18 protein-coding genes are annotated in these 15365 nt (G+C 37.9%); 5 read left to right on the plus strand and 13 right to left on the minus strand.

What is annotated here, in order from left to right:
- Positions 1–11: 11 nt before the first annotated feature.
- From H4J73_RS14250 to H4J73_RS14295, 10 genes are all read right to left on the minus strand, one after another.
- Positions 12–1136, minus strand: a complete 1125-nt coding sequence (locus H4J73_RS14250) for a flagellar basal body P-ring protein FlgI (RefSeq protein ID WP_182176990.1) — start codon at positions 1134–1136, stop codon at positions 12–14.
- Between the two features lie 35 nt (positions 1137–1171).
- Positions 1172–1855, minus strand: a complete 684-nt coding sequence (flgH, locus tag H4J73_RS14255) for a flagellar basal body L-ring protein FlgH (RefSeq protein ID WP_182176991.1) — start codon at positions 1853–1855, stop codon at positions 1172–1174.
- A gap of 17 nt (positions 1856–1872) precedes the next feature.
- Positions 1873–2661 (minus strand): flagellar basal-body rod protein FlgG, encoded by a 789-nt coding sequence (flgG, locus tag H4J73_RS14260; protein WP_182176992.1) that lies wholly within the window; start codon positions 2659–2661, stop codon positions 1873–1875.
- Positions 2662–2689: 28 nt separating this feature from the next.
- Positions 2690–3433, minus strand: a complete 744-nt coding sequence (flgF, locus tag H4J73_RS14265) for a flagellar basal-body rod protein FlgF (protein ID WP_182176993.1) — start codon at positions 3431–3433, stop codon at positions 2690–2692.
- 302 nt (positions 3434–3735) lie between these two features.
- Positions 3736–5112, minus strand: a complete 1377-nt coding sequence (gene flgE, locus H4J73_RS14270) for a flagellar hook protein FlgE (protein ID WP_182176994.1) — start codon at positions 5110–5112, stop codon at positions 3736–3738.
- Between the two features lie 91 nt (positions 5113–5203).
- Positions 5204–5890 carry a flagellar hook assembly protein FlgD gene (locus H4J73_RS14275; RefSeq protein WP_182176995.1) on the minus strand — a complete coding sequence of 229 codons (687 nt, stop codon included), beginning with the start codon at positions 5888–5890 and terminating at the stop codon, positions 5204–5206.
- A 21-nt stretch (positions 5891–5911) separates the two neighbouring features.
- Positions 5912–6331: a flagellar basal body rod protein FlgC gene (flgC, locus tag H4J73_RS14280; RefSeq protein ID WP_182176996.1), complete on the minus strand. Its 420-nt coding sequence runs from the start codon at positions 6329–6331 to the stop codon at positions 5912–5914.
- Positions 6332–6333: 2 nt separating this feature from the next.
- Positions 6334–6735: a flagellar basal body rod protein FlgB gene (gene flgB / locus H4J73_RS14285; RefSeq protein ID WP_182176997.1), complete on the minus strand. Its 402-nt coding sequence runs from the start codon at positions 6733–6735 to the stop codon at positions 6334–6336.
- A 67-nt stretch (positions 6736–6802) separates the two neighbouring features.
- The gene (locus H4J73_RS14290; protein ID WP_182176998.1) at positions 6803–7636 is read right to left on the minus strand and encodes a protein-glutamate O-methyltransferase CheR; all 834 of its coding nucleotides are present in this window, start codon (positions 7634–7636) and stop codon (positions 6803–6805) included.
- Between the two features lie 71 nt (positions 7637–7707).
- Positions 7708–8655 (minus strand): chemotaxis protein, encoded by a 948-nt coding sequence (locus H4J73_RS14295; protein WP_182176999.1) that lies wholly within the window; start codon positions 8653–8655, stop codon positions 7708–7710.
- Between the two features lie 183 nt (positions 8656–8838).
- Between H4J73_RS14295 and flgA the strand changes: the two genes are divergently transcribed.
- The 3 genes from flgA (at position 8839) to flgN (ending at position 10386) form a co-directional block, all read left to right on the plus strand.
- A complete protein-coding gene (gene flgA / locus H4J73_RS14300; protein WP_182177000.1) occupies positions 8839–9531 on the plus strand; it encodes a flagellar basal body P-ring formation chaperone FlgA in 693 nt (230 codons plus the stop codon).
- A gap of 73 nt (positions 9532–9604) precedes the next feature.
- A complete protein-coding gene (gene flgM / locus H4J73_RS14305; RefSeq protein ID WP_182177001.1) occupies positions 9605–9919 on the plus strand; it encodes a flagellar biosynthesis anti-sigma factor FlgM in 315 nt (104 codons plus the stop codon).
- A gap of 38 nt (positions 9920–9957) precedes the next feature.
- Positions 9958–10386, plus strand: a complete 429-nt coding sequence (gene flgN, locus H4J73_RS14310) for a flagellar export chaperone FlgN (RefSeq protein WP_182177002.1) — start codon at positions 9958–9960, stop codon at positions 10384–10386.
- Between the two features lie 237 nt (positions 10387–10623).
- Here the strand turns inward: flgN and H4J73_RS14315 are convergent, their stop codons facing one another.
- The 3 genes from H4J73_RS14315 to yaaA all read right to left on the minus strand — a co-directional run bounded on the left by H4J73_RS14315 (position 10624) and on the right by yaaA (position 13814).
- A complete protein-coding gene (locus tag H4J73_RS14315) occupies positions 10624–12423 on the minus strand; it encodes a TIGR03545 family protein (RefSeq protein WP_182177003.1) in 1800 nt (599 codons plus the stop codon).
- Positions 12420–12941, minus strand: coding sequence for a TIGR03546 family protein (locus tag H4J73_RS14320; protein WP_182177004.1), 522 nt, complete (start codon positions 12939–12941; stop codon positions 12420–12422). The genes H4J73_RS14315 and H4J73_RS14320 overlap by 4 nt, the downstream gene beginning before the upstream one ends.
- A gap of 96 nt (positions 12942–13037) precedes the next feature.
- Positions 13038–13814, minus strand: coding sequence for a peroxide stress protein YaaA (yaaA, locus tag H4J73_RS14325; protein WP_182177005.1), 777 nt, complete (start codon positions 13812–13814; stop codon positions 13038–13040).
- Positions 13815–14062: 248 nt separating this feature from the next.
- Here yaaA and tal point away from each other — a divergent pair, with 248 nt between their 5' ends.
- Entirely contained in the window at positions 14063–15016 is a 954-nt protein-coding gene (gene tal / locus H4J73_RS14330) for a transaldolase (protein WP_182177006.1), read from the plus strand.
- A gap of 148 nt (positions 15017–15164) precedes the next feature.
- Entirely contained in the window at positions 15165–15338 is a 174-nt protein-coding gene (locus tag H4J73_RS14335; RefSeq protein WP_182177007.1) for a DUF3545 family protein, read from the plus strand.
- Positions 15339–15365: the final 27 nt, after the last annotated feature.

Raw genomic sequence — 15365 nt, forward strand, 5'->3', positions numbered from 1 at the left:
GATAATGATCATTAAATAATGATCAATTCTCCTCGAAGTGCACCCGATTGTGATAAGGCTTCTAATATTGCCATAACATCACCAGGGCCAGCGCCAATTTCGTTAATAGCACGAACCAGGGTATCTAAGCTTACACCGGGGTTAAAAACAAACATTCTGTTATCGTCTTTGTTAACGTTGACTATCGATTGATTTGTTGCAACGGCATTACCATCAGCAAAGGCATTAGGCTGGGAGACATCTTGAGTTTCATTAATCGTAACGGTGATCCCACCATGAGTGATGGCTGCTGGTAACAAACGCACATCAGAACCGATAACGATAGTGCCGGTTCTTGAGTTGACAATAACTTTTGCGGCTGGACGTGAAGGCTCAAACTCTAGGTTTTCTAATGCTGCCAAAAAACTCACTCTTTGGCTTGCATCTCTTGGTGCGTTCACTTGAATTGAGGTTGCATCTATAGCACGTGCAATAAAAGTTGCCGGATCATTAATATTAGCGAATTCACTATTAATGACTCGTTCTAGACTTCTCGCACTACTAAAGTCAGAATCTCGAAGATTAAAAGTAATATAATCACCGTTAGTAAAAGGTGAAATAACTTCTCGTTCGACCGTAGCACCATTTGGAATACGACCAACTGTTGGCGTATTTACAATAACTTTTGAACCATCTAAACCTTCTGCACCCAAGCCACTAACGACTAAACTACCTTGACCTACCGCATAAGCATTTCCATCAATACCCATCAAAATAGTTTGTATTAATGTACCGCCACGCAAACTTTGAGCACTGCCCATAGAGGAAACAGTAATATCTATTCTTTGCCCAGGTTTAGTGAACGCAGGTAATTCGGCATGAACAGCCACCGCAGCAACGTTTTTAATCTTTGGTTTTAAATTTGCTGGCATAGTAATACCAAAATTACTTAACATCGTTTTAAAACTTTGCTCTGTAAAAGGACTTTGTTCACCTGTCCCAGGTAAACCAACCACTAAACCGTACCCTATTAGCTGATTACTGCGCACACCTGCAACATCGGCTAAATCTTTGATTCGTTGCGCATAGCTCATCGAGCTAAGTAAAAGTGATACAACTAATAAAGTCACTTTTATGTTTGTCGGAAGATTTTTCATAATAATACCTATTGAAAGTCTACGTTGAGTTAACGCTACAGTGGCCACCAAGAGCTAGTAAAGAAACTCGATAACCAACCTTGTTCTTGTACATCAGCAAAAGTGCCTGTGCCTGCATATTCGATGCGAGCATTAGCAATTTTACTAGAGATGATGGTATTACCTGCGCTAATATCTTGTGCGCGAATAACACCGGTTAAACGAATAAATTCATCACCGTTATTTAAGCTCATCCATTTTTCACCACGGATCATCAAATTACCGTTCGGTAAAACTCGCAAAACATGAACAGAAATATCACCACTTAAGCTATTGCCTTGATTAGATTTTGAATCACCTTTAAAATTAGAATCTTGATTATAGCCAAATTGTATCGCATCATTTTTAAAGTTTACTGCACCACCACCTAAACCAATAATAGGGTCTAAGCTGGCACCGTTTTCTTTTTTCAACTCTGTTTTAGCGCTCTTTTGCGCTTGGGTACTTTCATTCAAAATAACTGAAATAATGTCTCCAACACGGTGCGCTTTTGAGTCAGAATAGATATTATTGACATAATTAACCTTAAAGAGTGAACCCGTTGGAATAATTGACGCTTCTTCCATTTCTGGCATAATTGGCGCAAAATCGGGATCATCAGGTAATGTTTTTGCCTGTTCAATACTGGCACAGCCCGTCATTGATAAAGACAGAATAAGTAATGCTAAGAGTGTTTTCATAAGAAGTTCCTTAAGCGCTATAACTGCTGATTAATATAACTAAGCATTTGATCCACAGCTGAAATAACTTTTGAGTTCATTTCATATACACGCTGGCTTTCAATCAAATTAACGAGTTCTTCTGTTGTATTGACGTTCGATGTTTCAAGTGCACCTTGAACTATCATGCCAAAACCTTCTAAGCCAGGTACCCCTTCTTGTGGTGCACCACTCACCGCGGTTTGAATATATAAATTTTGTCCTATCGGCTGTAAGCCCGTAGGATTGACAAAATTAACTGTGTTGATTTGACCCACGACAGCAGGATCCGGCTGCCCTTGCAAGGTCACAGAAACTTCACCATCTTGTGAGACAATAATACTTAAAGCATCTGGTGGAATCGTTATTTGCGGCTGTATTAAATAGCCAGCACCTGGCGTTACCATATTGCCTTCTTCATCCATGGTAAACTGACCATTTCGTGAATAAGATGATGTACCATCAGGTAGCTGTACTTCAAAAAAACCTTCACCTTGGATCATTAAATCTAAAGCGTTATCTGTGGTTTGCATATCACCTTGGGTATGAATCTTTTGTGTAGCGACCACTTTTGTACCTGCGCCAAGCATCAAGCCTGATGGCATTTCGGTATCTTGAGCTGAACGTCCACCTGGCTGATTAATCGTTTGATAGAGTAAATCTTCAAATACCGCACGACTTTTTTTAAAGCCAATGGTACTGGCGTTCGCTAAATTATTAGAAATTACCGCAATGTCTTTAGTTTGCGCATCTAATCCTGTTTTACTTATCCATAGTGCTGGGTTCATAAATCACCTAAAAAATTATTTATTGAAATTAAAAAGCGCGTAATAAAGATGCAGAACTGGCATCAATCTCTTCGGCCGTTTTCATTAACTTTAATTGCATTTCAAACTGACGCTGCAATGAAATCATCGCGGTCATTTCCCCAATAGGGTTTACATTACTTGATTCAACCATGCCACTTTCTACCTTGACATTGATGTTTGCCTCTTCATCTTGCCCGTCTTTACGGCGAAACAACCCATCATTACCTTTGGCTAACTCTTGTACTCTTGGATTCACCATTTTGATTCGACCAACTTCTTCTTGTACAGAACTTGGCGCTCCTTCAGGCTGAACCATAATAGTGCCATCTTTGCTGATATTAATGTTGTTAACTGGGAGTGGTAAGAATATCGGTCCAGTATTCCCCATAACGAGCTCACCTTCAGCGGTTTCTAAAGCCCCCTGTTCGTTAAGGCGAAACTGGCCATTTCGCGTATAACCTTCGCTGCCATCTTCAGCCTGAACAGCAAACCAACCAGGTCCTTGAATGGCGAGATCTAAATCACGAGAAGTTTGCATTAAAGCGCCACTGTCAAAGTTTTGGCTTGGTTTCTCTGTCATGGCAAACACGCGAGAAGATAACCCTTCCCCAAAAGCTTGCATGGAACGCGCTTGTGCTAAGTCAGCCTTAAAGCCAGTCGTCTTAGCATTGGCAAGGTTGTTAGCATTTATTGCAAGCGATTGCATATTTTGTTTTGCACCGCTCATTGCGATATAAAGCATTTTATCCATAACAGTTCTCTGAAATTGTATCTTATCGTTAGAAATGCAATAACAGTGCCAGAAGAAATATAACAAAGAGGAAATAAAAGATAAGCGCTATTGTCGTTATTTGCCATAGACATGCGGCAATATACTAATGCAACACCTAATAGCTGCCATAGGCCTTTAATATACATAGATGTACTAGTGTATTGAAAGATAGGAAGTCTGAGAAGTCCCACTCATGAAGATAAAAAGAGACAAAACACTGGCTATGTTTTATCTCTTTATTTTTATGTTTATGTGAGGATTAAATTACGTTAAATATTTATTTATCGTATTTGTAAAATGGTTTGATTGAGTTGGTTATCAACTTCAAGTGCACGAGAGTTCGCTTGAAAATTTCGCTGGGCGGAAATCAAGTCAATTAATTCTGTGGTTAAGTTAACATTCGATTGCTCTAATGCCGAAGAATTAATCGTACCAAAAGTACCTGAACCTGCTTCACCTGCGAGTGCTTCACCCGAACTGATACTCTCCTTCCAAGAAGAGTTACCAATTTGTGTTAACCCCTGCTCATTAGCAAAATTGACTAACGAAATACGTGATAATGGCGCAGAAGTACCGTTGCTATAGGTTGCTCGAATTAATCCGTCGGTGCCAATATCTATGCCCGTTAATCGCCCTACCGCTAAACCATCTTGCTCTAGTGCAGTAACTTCGAAGTTTGAAGCAAACTGTGTTGGTTCATTTGGGTTTGGCCCTAAAACATCTAGGTTAAAATCAACCTCAATAGTTTGAGAAGCCTCGGCACCATTTGATAAAATAATACCACCGAGTGGTTCGGTTACAATACCGCCTTCGGCTGGCGTTGGTATTTGATTAACAAAGTCTCCTGAACTAGAAAACTCTAAACGGGCACCGACAACACCACCAGGAAATAACCCACCAGAGACAGTACCACCTACTGGGTTTGTTGAGCCACCGACAGGGTCAACAATGTTAACGGGTACCCCATCAACACCAGCAAACATCATCCACTCGTTTGGATTGGTTGATGGATTATCTTTAACAAAATAATAAGTCATAATATGACTATCACCTAGTGAATCAAAAGTAGTCACTGAAGTAGAATGATTAAAAGTGCCTGAATCTTTTGGATCAAAATTACCAGGGGCCCCTGTAATATAGGAATCTCCTGCAGGTAGGTTCATACGAATATCTACTTTGCTACTCGGTGTTGGAGCACCGGAAGAGGTTGGAATTAAAATAGGTTCAGCAGTACTTAAACTCACCGATGAAGAAGAACCATCTGCATTAACAGGAAAACCCAATAAGTACCCACCCCCGGAGTTAACAACAAAATTACTGTCGTTAAGTTTAAATTGCCCCGCACGTGTGTAAGAAGTTTCTAAACTGTCAATCTCAGGCACTGTTGCATAAAAACCATTACCAGTAATTGCTAAATCTAAAGCATTGTTAGTAAATTGAATGCTCCCTTGGGAAAATTGCTGAGCAACATCTGCCGTCAAAACACCGTCACCAACCTTAGTTTTACCCGAAGCAAGCAGAGACGATGCATACACATCAACAAATTCAGCACGTGACTCTTTAAAACCCGTGGTATTTACATTGGCGATGTTATTTGATGTAACATCCAAATCTTTTTGAGCAGCGTTTAATCCGCTCAACGCTATATTAAATGACATAATTGCACCTCATATAAAAACTGTTTATCTTAATTATTTCGAGTATTCACTCTTTCTTGAAATAACAGTGGCGTAAATTGAATTGCTCAATTTATCCTTCTGATACTTCCACCACATCTGCTAGTGCCATGGAACTGCCACCATTAAGATTTAATAAAATATTTCCACCTGCTCCTGCCAACGTCACACTATCGACTTTACGGTAAGTCATCGCTTGCAACTCTGATGCTTGCCCATCAACTAAACCTGCGATTCTAAAACGATAGGCACCTTCTTTAGCCGGCTCTCCGTTGGCCATTTTACCGTCCCAACTAAAGGTAAAGTCTCCTGCGGCAACACTGCCAACAGGAACGGTTTGAATAAGTTCACCTGCTTTATTTTCAACATAAATATTAACATTGCTAGCCGGCTTATCAGTGACCATTTTTCCTTTAACACTGTCACCTTCAGCCATACCAAAAACATTATCATCAACTAATACGCTACGCCCTACTAATGAAGAAGCTTGCAATGCTTGACTAGATGACATTGATGCGGCAAATGACGTAAATTGGTCATTTAATGTTGCCACGCCGTCAGTGGTTGAAAATGCAGTCATTTGAGAAATCATCTCATTATTTTCAACAGGCTTAGTCGGGTCTTGATGCGAGAGCTCTTTTGTTAACAATGCGAAAAAATCTTCTTGCGTTAACATGCCCTTGTTGTTGTCAGACTTTGTTATTTCTTCCTTTTGCCAGCGCATGCCATCTAAAGGTTTACTTCCACTAACTGTTTCCATTTTTCATTCCACCTTTAATTGTTACTTGCCAAGCTGCAAGGTTTTATTCAGCATGTTTTTTGCTGATTCAGCCAACTGAACATTTGTTTGATACGAACGCGATGCCGAAATCATATTGGTCATTTCTTCAATCACATTCACGTTTGGTTTATAGATATAACCGTCTTTATCTGCCATTGGGTGCCCTGGATTATGTTCAACGGTTAAAGGTTTATTGCTTTCCACGATACCTAAAACTTTAACACCCACTCCTGAGCTATCTTGTCCAGCGGCAGCTTTTTGCATCTCTGCGGCAAAAACAGGGTGCCGTGCTCGATAAGTTTGATCAACACTGCTGCTAACACTATCAGCATTAGCAATATTACTTGCTGTGGTATTTAAGCGCACAGATTGAGCGCTCATACCCGTGCCAGATATAGTAAATACGTTAAATAAGCTCATAATTATTGCCCCGATCCGGTAATAGCTTTTTTCAAGCCTTTTATCTTACTACTAAGAAATTGAATGCTGGCTTGATACTGCATTGAGTTTTCTAGATACAAGTTTCGTTCCACTTGTGCATCTACAGTATTACCGTCACCTGTATCTGGTTGATTAGGTGTTCTAAACTGCACGCCATTGTTTAGTTCAGTGCGAACATCAAGATGTTTTTCATGGGTTCGAGACATACCTGATTGTTGTTTACTGGAGGCTTGAGCTAGGGCCGTATTAAAGTCCATACCTCTGGCTTTATAGCCAGGTGTATCTGCATTTGCGATATTACTCGCAATAACTTCTGCACGCTGAGCACGAACGGCAAGTGCTTGTGGGTGAATGCCAAGTGCTTTTTCAAAACTGATAGCCATAGTGTTACCTCCAAATCAATGAAGATAACCATACAATATTTATGCCATGTAGAATCTTTGAGGAAGGTTAATTCTTTTTCTGGTAAATAATGCCAGGATTACAACGAACCATATCAAAATTTTGGTTCAAACCTGAGAGTGATTCTGACGCACCAAGAAAGAGGTATTTTTTAGGGTTTAATACGCCTTCAAACTGAGAAATTATTTGTTTTTTTATTTCAGGTGCAAAGTAAATCAATACGTTACGACAAAAAACGATATCAAACTTACCCATTAAACTATAACTATTTAATAGGTTAAGTTGTCTAAAACTCACCATTTTTTTAATTGAATCTTTAACTTTTGACATGCCTTTATCGCCATCTTCAAAAAAAATTCTTTTGCGTTCGGCAGATAAACCACGTGACAAAGCTAAACTGTCATAATGACCATATTTACAATGCTCTAGCATCGTATTTGAGATATCAGTGCCAATAATTTGAACACCACCAGAAAACGCGCCAGGATTACTTTGTTTAAATTCTTGTACCGCCATCGCAATAGAGTAAGGTTCTTGCCCCGAAGAACTTGCAGCAGACCATATTTTTAAGGGCGTTCTTTGATTTTTAAATTCTGGGAGTAAGCGCTTTTTCAACAGTTCAAAGGGGTACTCATCACGAAACCACAAAGTTTCATTTGTTGTCATCGCATCTATGACTGCCGCACGCAACTGTCTTTCCACAGGGCTGAGAGTACGAGTGACTAAGTCACCCAATGTGGCAACATCAAATTTAGCCATTAAAGGCGCCAAACGGCTTTTTACTAGGTATTGTTTATTTTCACCTAACACGATGCCACATTGTTTCTCGAGAAAAACTCTAAACTGATGATAGCTGCTATCATCAAGCTGTCGGTCTGACACTACGATATTCCACCTTAAATTATTATTGTGCTAGTTTATTGGGTATAAAATACGCTAAAGAAAATTACGGGTTAATTGACATCTTTCGCTATTTCATCTTTCTTTAACCATTTCTTTACTGCTGTGGCTAATTCATCAGGATGAAATTTTGGAATAAAGTCTTCTGCACCTACTTTTGCAACCATGGCATTGTTGAAGACACCACTTAATGAGGTGTGTAAGATAACAGGCATAGCTTTAAGCCGGTCATTATTTTTAATTTCTGCAGTTAAGGTATAACCATCCATTTCAGGCATTTCAATATCTGATATCAGCAGAGCCACTTTTTCAGTGATTGATACCTTACATTCAGCATCTAAAACGAGTAATTGGTCCAAAGCATCTTGGCCATTTTTAGCTAATAGCATATTTAAGCCCAAAGGCTCTAGAGCACGTTTTACTTGATTTCGTGCAACGGTTGAATCATCAGCGATCATAATGACACGTTCGCCGAGACTTTCGCCAACAGTTGCATCAGCAACATCTTCACTTAATTCAGTTGAAATGGGGCTAATTTCATTTAGAATTTTTTCTACATCTAAAATAGAAACCATTTTTTTATCTATTTCAGTAACCGCTGTTAAATAACTAGACTTACCAGTACCTTCTGGAGGTGGCATAATATCTTTCCAGCTCAACGTGACTATTCTCTCAACGCCTCCAACTAAAAACCCTTGTACGCTACGATTATACTCAGCAATAATAACAAAAGAGTTTTCATCAGGAATTATTTCTGGTCCACCTGTAGATTTACTTAAATCAATCACTGAAATGGTTTGCCCACGAATATGTGCAACACCTTTAATGAAAGAATCTTGCCCAGGAAGCAAGGTTAAACGCGGACAAGGCATGACTTCGCGTACTTTGAAAACATTAATGCCAAAGCGTTGTGACCCTATTAAACGAAAAAGTAATAATTCAAGCCTATTCTGCCCAACCAACTGAGTACGTTGATTTACTGAGTCTAAAATTCCTGCCATACAAACCTCATTTTACTTAATTCACAAAAAGGCACACTTCTTGATTGTGCTTATATATACATAGTCGACGTTCAATTTTTTGACGTTTGGTGCGTATTCATCTTTTTTACTTGTTGTTAAGTTTACACATTAATTAAGCATAGACGAGTATTTTAATTTCCCTAGCAAATAGTTGACAAATTTATGAGCATATTAAAGATTTCTATCATTATTTCACTATTATTAGCATTTTTGCCTAATTTAACTTTTGGCCAAACAATTAACCGGGCACAGCTTCAAAATTTTGTCATAAAATTTATTAAAAATAATATTGCATTACCGACTCAAGGAAAAATGACGGTATCAGTCTCTACGCTAGATCCCAGAATTACCATTAAACCTTGTTTATCTGCTCTAAAAGCAAATATACCTGAAAATCATAATGGTAGAAACGTAAATGTCAAAATAAATTGCAATGATCCAACACCGTGGTATCTTTTTATTCCAGCAAGGATCCAAGTAGTTGTTCCAATAGTCGTCGCAAAAAGTATCATTAACAAAGGAAGTAGAGTTGATGCATCAAATGTAATCATTGAATATCGTGACACACTTAGGATCCGCGGTGAGATCCTCGATGATACCAAAATTGTTATTGGTACGAGAGCCAAAAGAAAAATATCCGCAGGTGCTATCCTAACCAGAAAGAATATTTGTTTTGTTTGCAAAGGAAGCCATGTCACGCTTATTGCAAAATCAGGAACGTTAATGATAAAAACTTCAGGTATAGCTCTTACAGACGGTGCGCTTGGTGAACAAATACAGGTTGAAAACGACAGCAGTGGCCGAACGGTAACAGGGCGGGTGTCCGCTATCAACAAAGTTGTAATTAATTTATAATAATGGTTAAGTTATTAGCTTATTTGCCGATAACAAGATAGTGAAGATCAACCCGTTATATTAGGATAGTATTATGGCTATAAATATCAATAACTTGTCAAACAATAATCAGGTAAAGCAAAAACTTGATCAACAAGTACAAGTAAAACAGCAAGCCACACAAAATGCAGCCAGCAGTGAACAAGGAAAATCTGCAGGTAAAGATTCAGTGTCTTTAACGCCACAAGCTCAGCAACTGAATGAATTACAAAAGAAATCGAATGATGCACCGGCATTAGACCAGAAAAAAATTGATCAACTGAAAAAAGCGATTGCCAATGGTGAGTACAAAGTTAATCCTGAAAAGCTTGCCGCCAGCATAGCAAATTTCGAATTTAAACTAGGTTAATAGTAAGCTGTTAACCTAATCACAGGAGTTTATAAGTGATGGCAGCGTTAGCAGCAGAGCAATTAATTGCCCAACAATTACTTAACCTACAGCAGCTTGAAGATCTGCTCAGCGTTGAAAAAGAAATATTAAAACAACAAGACCCCGAAGCTTTAGTTTTTGTCACTGAGCAGAAAAGAGTTTTGCTTGAAGCCATACAAAAGCTTGATGAGCAAAATGCTCAAAACATACTTGTTAAAAATGAAATAGCATCAGGTATTCATCATAAAGAAATTACTGAAATTGAAGCTATTCTTCTCCGTTGCAAAGACAAAAACCATATCAATGGTCAGATAATACAACACTCATCGCTTGCCGCTGAACGTATGAAAAACTCCCTACTTGAGAATCACAACCGTTCATCAATGACTTACAATAGTAAGGGCAAAAAAAGTGGTGGTCTCAGCAGTTTAGGTATTAAAGCTTAATGTACAATGGTTAATAAAGTAAACGTTAATACCATCGCCCATTCCCCCTAGCTCTTGCATCATCGTATTCATTCTGAATATAAAAAGCCTCAACTTAACAATAAGCTGAGGCTTTTTTATAGGTGCATTATTATAACTATTTTTCTCATTTACTGTCCCGTTCATTTGAACGGAAAACAAGTCAATAACACCGAGTCATATATCGCGTGACCCTTTTTAAAGGGGCGAACTAAATGTCTAACCAAATAACTTACCTAGTTTTTTCTTTACTTTATCTTCGAGCTTTTTCTTTTGCTTGTCTTCAAATTCTTTCTTTTTCGCTTTTACAACATCTGAATTAATCAGGTTATCTAAAGCTTGATCAGTCTGACTAATCAGTGCTTCAACATCGACTAAAGACTGCGCTTCATCATTACTCATTCCTAACGCTTTACTGAGTTTAGTATTCAAACCTGCTTTAACATCCGTTTTAAAACTCGTCAGTTTATTTGATACCTGCTTCACCATTGAATTTTTTAACTGTTTATCAAGTGGCGATGAAATAGACAGCTTAGGAGCCGTCATTTTACCTTTTGCTGTAATCGTTAACGATAATGTCTTTAAAGACTGAACTGTGTCAATAAAGAGCGTACTTAAATGAGATGTACCCGCACCACTATATTGAGTATTATCAAGGCTTAGGCTATTTTCACTATCAAGTTGATCATCAAGTAATGAAAAAGTCCCCTTTCCTGACAACAAGCCACTATCAAGTTGCAAAGTAAAAGCGCTTGATTCCTGGAGTGAAACCGCATTCAAATCAACATCTGAGAGTTTCCATATACCATTACCACTTAAAATACGCTGCTTGTCTAATGAAAAATCGAGTGCTAATGCTAATTTCCCAGATCCCTGTACGTTGTCGCTCTCAACGTTAACTACGCTGTTGTTGCCACGAACCCAGTGTTGATGTGTCAATTCTTTGCCGCTGATGGCAAATTCACCTTGCGGTAAAATCAAAGAAAACTTTGCCTGTTCAATCAGCACATCAGGTAAAGGTGTGTCATCGTTAAAATGTATATAGCGCCCTTCACTTGTTGTTTTTTCAGCTTGCTTATCCACTTTAGAAGATTTAATTAATGGGGCTATTTTTTGATAAACCGCATCGGCATAGCCAAAATATTCACGTGCTTGCTCACCAAACAGCATATGTGCAAAATCAGCACCTTCTACACTATCAAGTTGATACTTACTTTCAATGATTTTCCAATCAGCTGAAGGTGCCTCTTTCAATGCCTGTGTTTGCTTGGTCAATAACGCTTTAGAAGTGCTGACTTGTTCTTTAGCTTGTTTAACAATCGCTTGGTCAGCATCAAACTGTGCCTTCAGCGCTGTAAAGTCTTTATTAAGCTTTTCAAGATCGGCTAAGCTGTTAATCTTTATATTTGTGAGTGCTTCAACTTGTTTTTTGTAGTCAGCTAACGTGTCTTTATTAGGGAGCGTCTCATAAATACCTTGCAGCTTTTTCTTTTCTGTTTGATAGCTTTGTTCTAAAACTTTACCCTGCTTAACCGTTAATAAATCGCTATTATTAAGTAATTCATCCACTGCAGGCAAGCTAACATCAAGTCCAGGTAAAACAGAGTTGTCCGCCCCTTTGTTGCCATTTTCAACATTTTGGTCAATAAGAGTGAATACTTGCCCTGCCGACAATCTTGGCTGATCTATACGTAACTCCGCAACGGTTAAGTCACTGATGTATAGTTTGCCAAATAAGTATTGCCATACATCAACACCGGCTGACGCTTGAGAAAAACTCACTAAATTATACGTTGGTTTTTCTGGATCTGTTGCTTGAAAACCTTCAATATTGAGTGTTAACGGGGCATACATTATTTCAACATTTTCGACATTAACTTCAGCACCTAAATACCATTCTCCCGACTTCTCTATACCTTTCTTAACTAACGCATCAGCAAAAAAATATATAAAAGTCATGATTAATGCTATCACCACAAAAAAACCAACTAACCCTTTCCAGCGAATAAAACGACTCATGACAATTCTCCTTGACCAGAAACTTGGCAATAAAGACGATAAAACTTGGATGCTTTCAATGCTTTCACAATACGGAATTTTTCAAAGAAGGCTTTAATATGCAGACGATATTTTTCAATTAAAAAATTACTGATAAAATAAAGTGGAATAGCCAATAAACAACCAATTACTAGGGCACCTAAAGTGTAGGTATGATGTAGATGAGCGAGCTTGAACAATGAAAATTGGTAAAACGCATCAAACATTGATTGTAAAGATTCAGCCGTAAGTAATGACTCACCCACGTTAACAATTAACGGTGATAATAAGTAACTCAGCCCTTTAAAGAATCCCCAAGCGACTATAAATCCACCTATATTGACTCGTAAAAATAAAACAATAAACAAAAAAACGATATTATGTAAGGTTAATAGTGGAGATAAACCCACAATAAAACCTAACGCAATGGCCAATGATATTTGTCTAGTTGAACTTTCTGAGTTCAAGGCATTAAACAGTTTAGCGAGTAATGAAAGCATTCCTTCTCCTTTTGTTGTTTTCTTTTTCTATAAGTGATCACTGTAATGATAATGGGTAAGTAACTAAGCGGTTCCTTGCCCAATAATTTCAACCGACTATTCAGTGTCTTTGCGGGTAAATACCCAATCATTCCCTTGACTCAAATCTTCACTGTATTGGTAACCTGCGACATCAAATGCTTTAAGTTGTTCTACATCTGTTAAGCGATGTTCAATAATATAACGCGCCATTAGACCTCGTGCTTTTTTAGCAAAAAAGCTGATCATTTTAAATTGACCGTTCTTCCAATCTTTAAAAGCGGGAGTTATGATCTCACCTTTAAGGTTTTTCTTTTTCACTGACTTAAAGTATTCATTTGATGCGAGGTTAATTAACACATTATCACCTTGTTCTTCTAGCGCTTGATTAACGCTGTCTGTAATAATATCCCCCCAAAACTGATATAAGTTACTACCACGTTCATTCGCTAACCTTGTACCCATTTCTAAACGATACGCTTGCATTAAATCAAGCGGTTTAAGAAGGCCATACAAGCCAGACAAAATTCTCATGTGTTTTTGGGCAAAATCAAAATCGTCAGCACTAAACGTTTTTGCGTCTAATCCCGTATAAACATCACCATTAAAAGCTAATACTGCTTGGCGGGCATTATTAACTGTAAAAGGCATCGACCATTCACCAAATCTAGCGGCATTTAACCCGGCAAGTTTATCGCTAATGCTCATGAGTGTAGATATATCAACAGGGGTAAGCTTTATGCAATGCGAAATCAATGTTTTACTGTGCGCTAAAAGCTCTGGTTGAGAATATTTATCCGTAGGTAATGGTGACTCAAAGTCTAAATTTTTAGCTGGGGAAACAACAAGTAGCATAAAGGATCCGTTTATTGACTGTATTAGAATATATAAATCATATAATACAATAAAACCGCTAAACATGAAGCGAAATGATAAGCCAATTGAAATACCTTTAAAAAAATGTCAAACATACTTGCTATATATTGAAAATTTGTTACAAATATGGTCATATCAAGCACAACATCAATGATTTATCGCTTTTTCAGCCATTTATGTTGTAATAATACTCCAATCTCAAGTTTCACGTTAAAAAGGTAAAGGACATGACAAATCAGCTTTCACAATTAAAAAAAATGACCACAGTAGTCGCTGACACTGGCGATATTGAAGCGATCGCAAATTTTCAACCGCAAGATGCAACGACAAACCCATCACTATTATTAAAAGCAGCTTCATTAGAAAGCTATCAGCATTTACTCGCCGAAGCAGTTACATGGGCAAAAGAACAATCATCAAGTGCAGAACAACACGTTATTGATGCCGCTGATAAATTATCAGTATTGATTGGCTTAGAAATTTTAAAAACAGTCCCTGGGCGTATTTCAACAGAAGTAGACTCACGCTTATCATTTGACACCGAAGCTTCAATCGCCAAAGCGCACAAGCTAATGGCGATGTATAAAGAAGCGGGAATTAGTAATGAACGTATTCTTATTAAGCTTGCGTCAACTTGGGAGGGTATCAAAGCTGCTGAACAACTCGAAAAAGCAGGCATTAATTGTAACCTAACATTATTATTTAGTTTTGCTCAAGCACAAGCCTGTGCAGAAGCCGGTGTTTATTTAATATCGCCTTTTGTGGGCCGCATTTTAGATTGGTACAAAAAAGACAGTGGTAAAAGTGAGTACGCAGGCGATGAAGACCCTGGTGTTATCTCAGTCACTAGTATTTATAACTACTACAAAGGTAAGGGTTATAAAACAGTAGTGATGGGGGCAAGTTTTCGCAACATCGACGAAATACGCCAACTTGCCGGTTGTGACCGTTTAACAATTAGTCCTAATTTATTAGATGAACTATCAAAATGTCATGAAACACTTGAGCAAAAATTATTTAGTGAACAACCTACATTAGCTAGCCAAGACAAGTTATCAGAAAGTAGCTATCGCTGGGCAATGAATGAAGATGCCATGGCAACAGAAAAACTTGCCGAGGGAATCAGAAATTTCACCATTGATCAGATCAAATTAGAAAAACAACTAACTGAGCTACTTTAACAGCTAATTATCATACAGTTAGTTTAAAATAAGCCCTAAATTGAGCTATTTCACCATCAAATGTTGCGGTTTTTTATTGCTTTAATTATTTGCTTATCACTTTGAATGTGTTATTAAAAAGGTGCTGTTAAATAAAAAGGAGTGTTCTATGGAAAAGCTTCAACAAGTATTGGGCTCATTTGGTAAAAGATCTAAGCCCTCAGAAAGCACTAATAAGAAAAGAAAATGGCGTGAAATAGAACTAATAAAGGAAAGGTTTCAACTTGAAAAAGAACTGAAAGCGTATGAAGACTCGTTAGAGTTTATGTTGGAAGATTTCTAGCTTTATTTCAAAATGAAAAAACCCAGT

It is taken from the genome of Colwellia sp. MB3u-41 (genome assembly GCF_014076845.1).
In the GTDB taxonomy this organism is placed as follows: domain Bacteria; phylum Pseudomonadota; class Gammaproteobacteria; order Enterobacterales; family Alteromonadaceae; genus Colwellia_A.

Coding starts and splice junctions, on each gene's coding strand:
- H4J73_RS14250 (WP_182176990.1), bottom strand. CDS start 1,136: ATGAAAAATCTTCCGACAAACATAAAAGTGACTTTATTAGTTGTATCA.
- flgH (WP_182176991.1), bottom strand. CDS start 1,855: ATGAAAACACTCTTAGCATTACTTATTCTGTCTTTATCAATGACGGGC.
- flgG (WP_182176992.1), bottom strand. CDS start 2,661: ATGAACCCAGCACTATGGATAAGTAAAACAGGATTAGATGCGCAAACT.
- flgF (WP_182176993.1), bottom strand. CDS start 3,433: ATGGATAAAATGCTTTATATCGCAATGAGCGGTGCAAAACAAAATATG.
- flgE (WP_182176994.1), bottom strand. CDS start 5,112: ATGTCATTTAATATAGCGTTGAGCGGATTAAACGCTGCTCAAAAAGAT.
- H4J73_RS14275 (WP_182176995.1), bottom strand. CDS start 5,890: ATGGAAACAGTTAGTGGAAGTAAACCTTTAGATGGCATGCGCTGGCAA.
- flgC (WP_182176996.1), bottom strand. CDS start 6,331: ATGAGCTTATTTAACGTATTTACTATATCTGGCACGGGTATGAGCGCT.
- flgB (WP_182176997.1), bottom strand. CDS start 6,735: ATGGCTATCAGTTTTGAAAAAGCACTTGGCATTCACCCACAAGCACTT.
- H4J73_RS14295 (WP_182176999.1), bottom strand. CDS start 8,655: ATGGCAGGAATTTTAGACTCAGTAAATCAACGTACTCAGTTGGTTGGG.
- flgA (WP_182177000.1), top strand. CDS start 8,839: ATGAGCATATTAAAGATTTCTATCATTATTTCACTATTATTAGCATTT.
- flgM (WP_182177001.1), top strand. CDS start 9,605: ATGGCTATAAATATCAATAACTTGTCAAACAATAATCAGGTAAAGCAA.
- flgN (WP_182177002.1), top strand. CDS start 9,958: ATGGCAGCGTTAGCAGCAGAGCAATTAATTGCCCAACAATTACTTAAC.
- H4J73_RS14315 (WP_182177003.1), bottom strand. CDS start 12,423: ATGAGTCGTTTTATTCGCTGGAAAGGGTTAGTTGGTTTTTTTGTGGTG.
- H4J73_RS14320 (WP_182177004.1), bottom strand. CDS start 12,941: ATGCTTTCATTACTCGCTAAACTGTTTAATGCCTTGAACTCAGAAAGT.
- yaaA (WP_182177005.1), bottom strand. CDS start 13,814: ATGCTACTTGTTGTTTCCCCAGCTAAAAATTTAGACTTTGAGTCACCA.
- tal (WP_182177006.1), top strand. CDS start 14,063: ATGACAAATCAGCTTTCACAATTAAAAAAAATGACCACAGTAGTCGCT.
- H4J73_RS14335 (WP_182177007.1), top strand. CDS start 15,165: ATGGAAAAGCTTCAACAAGTATTGGGCTCATTTGGTAAAAGATCTAAG.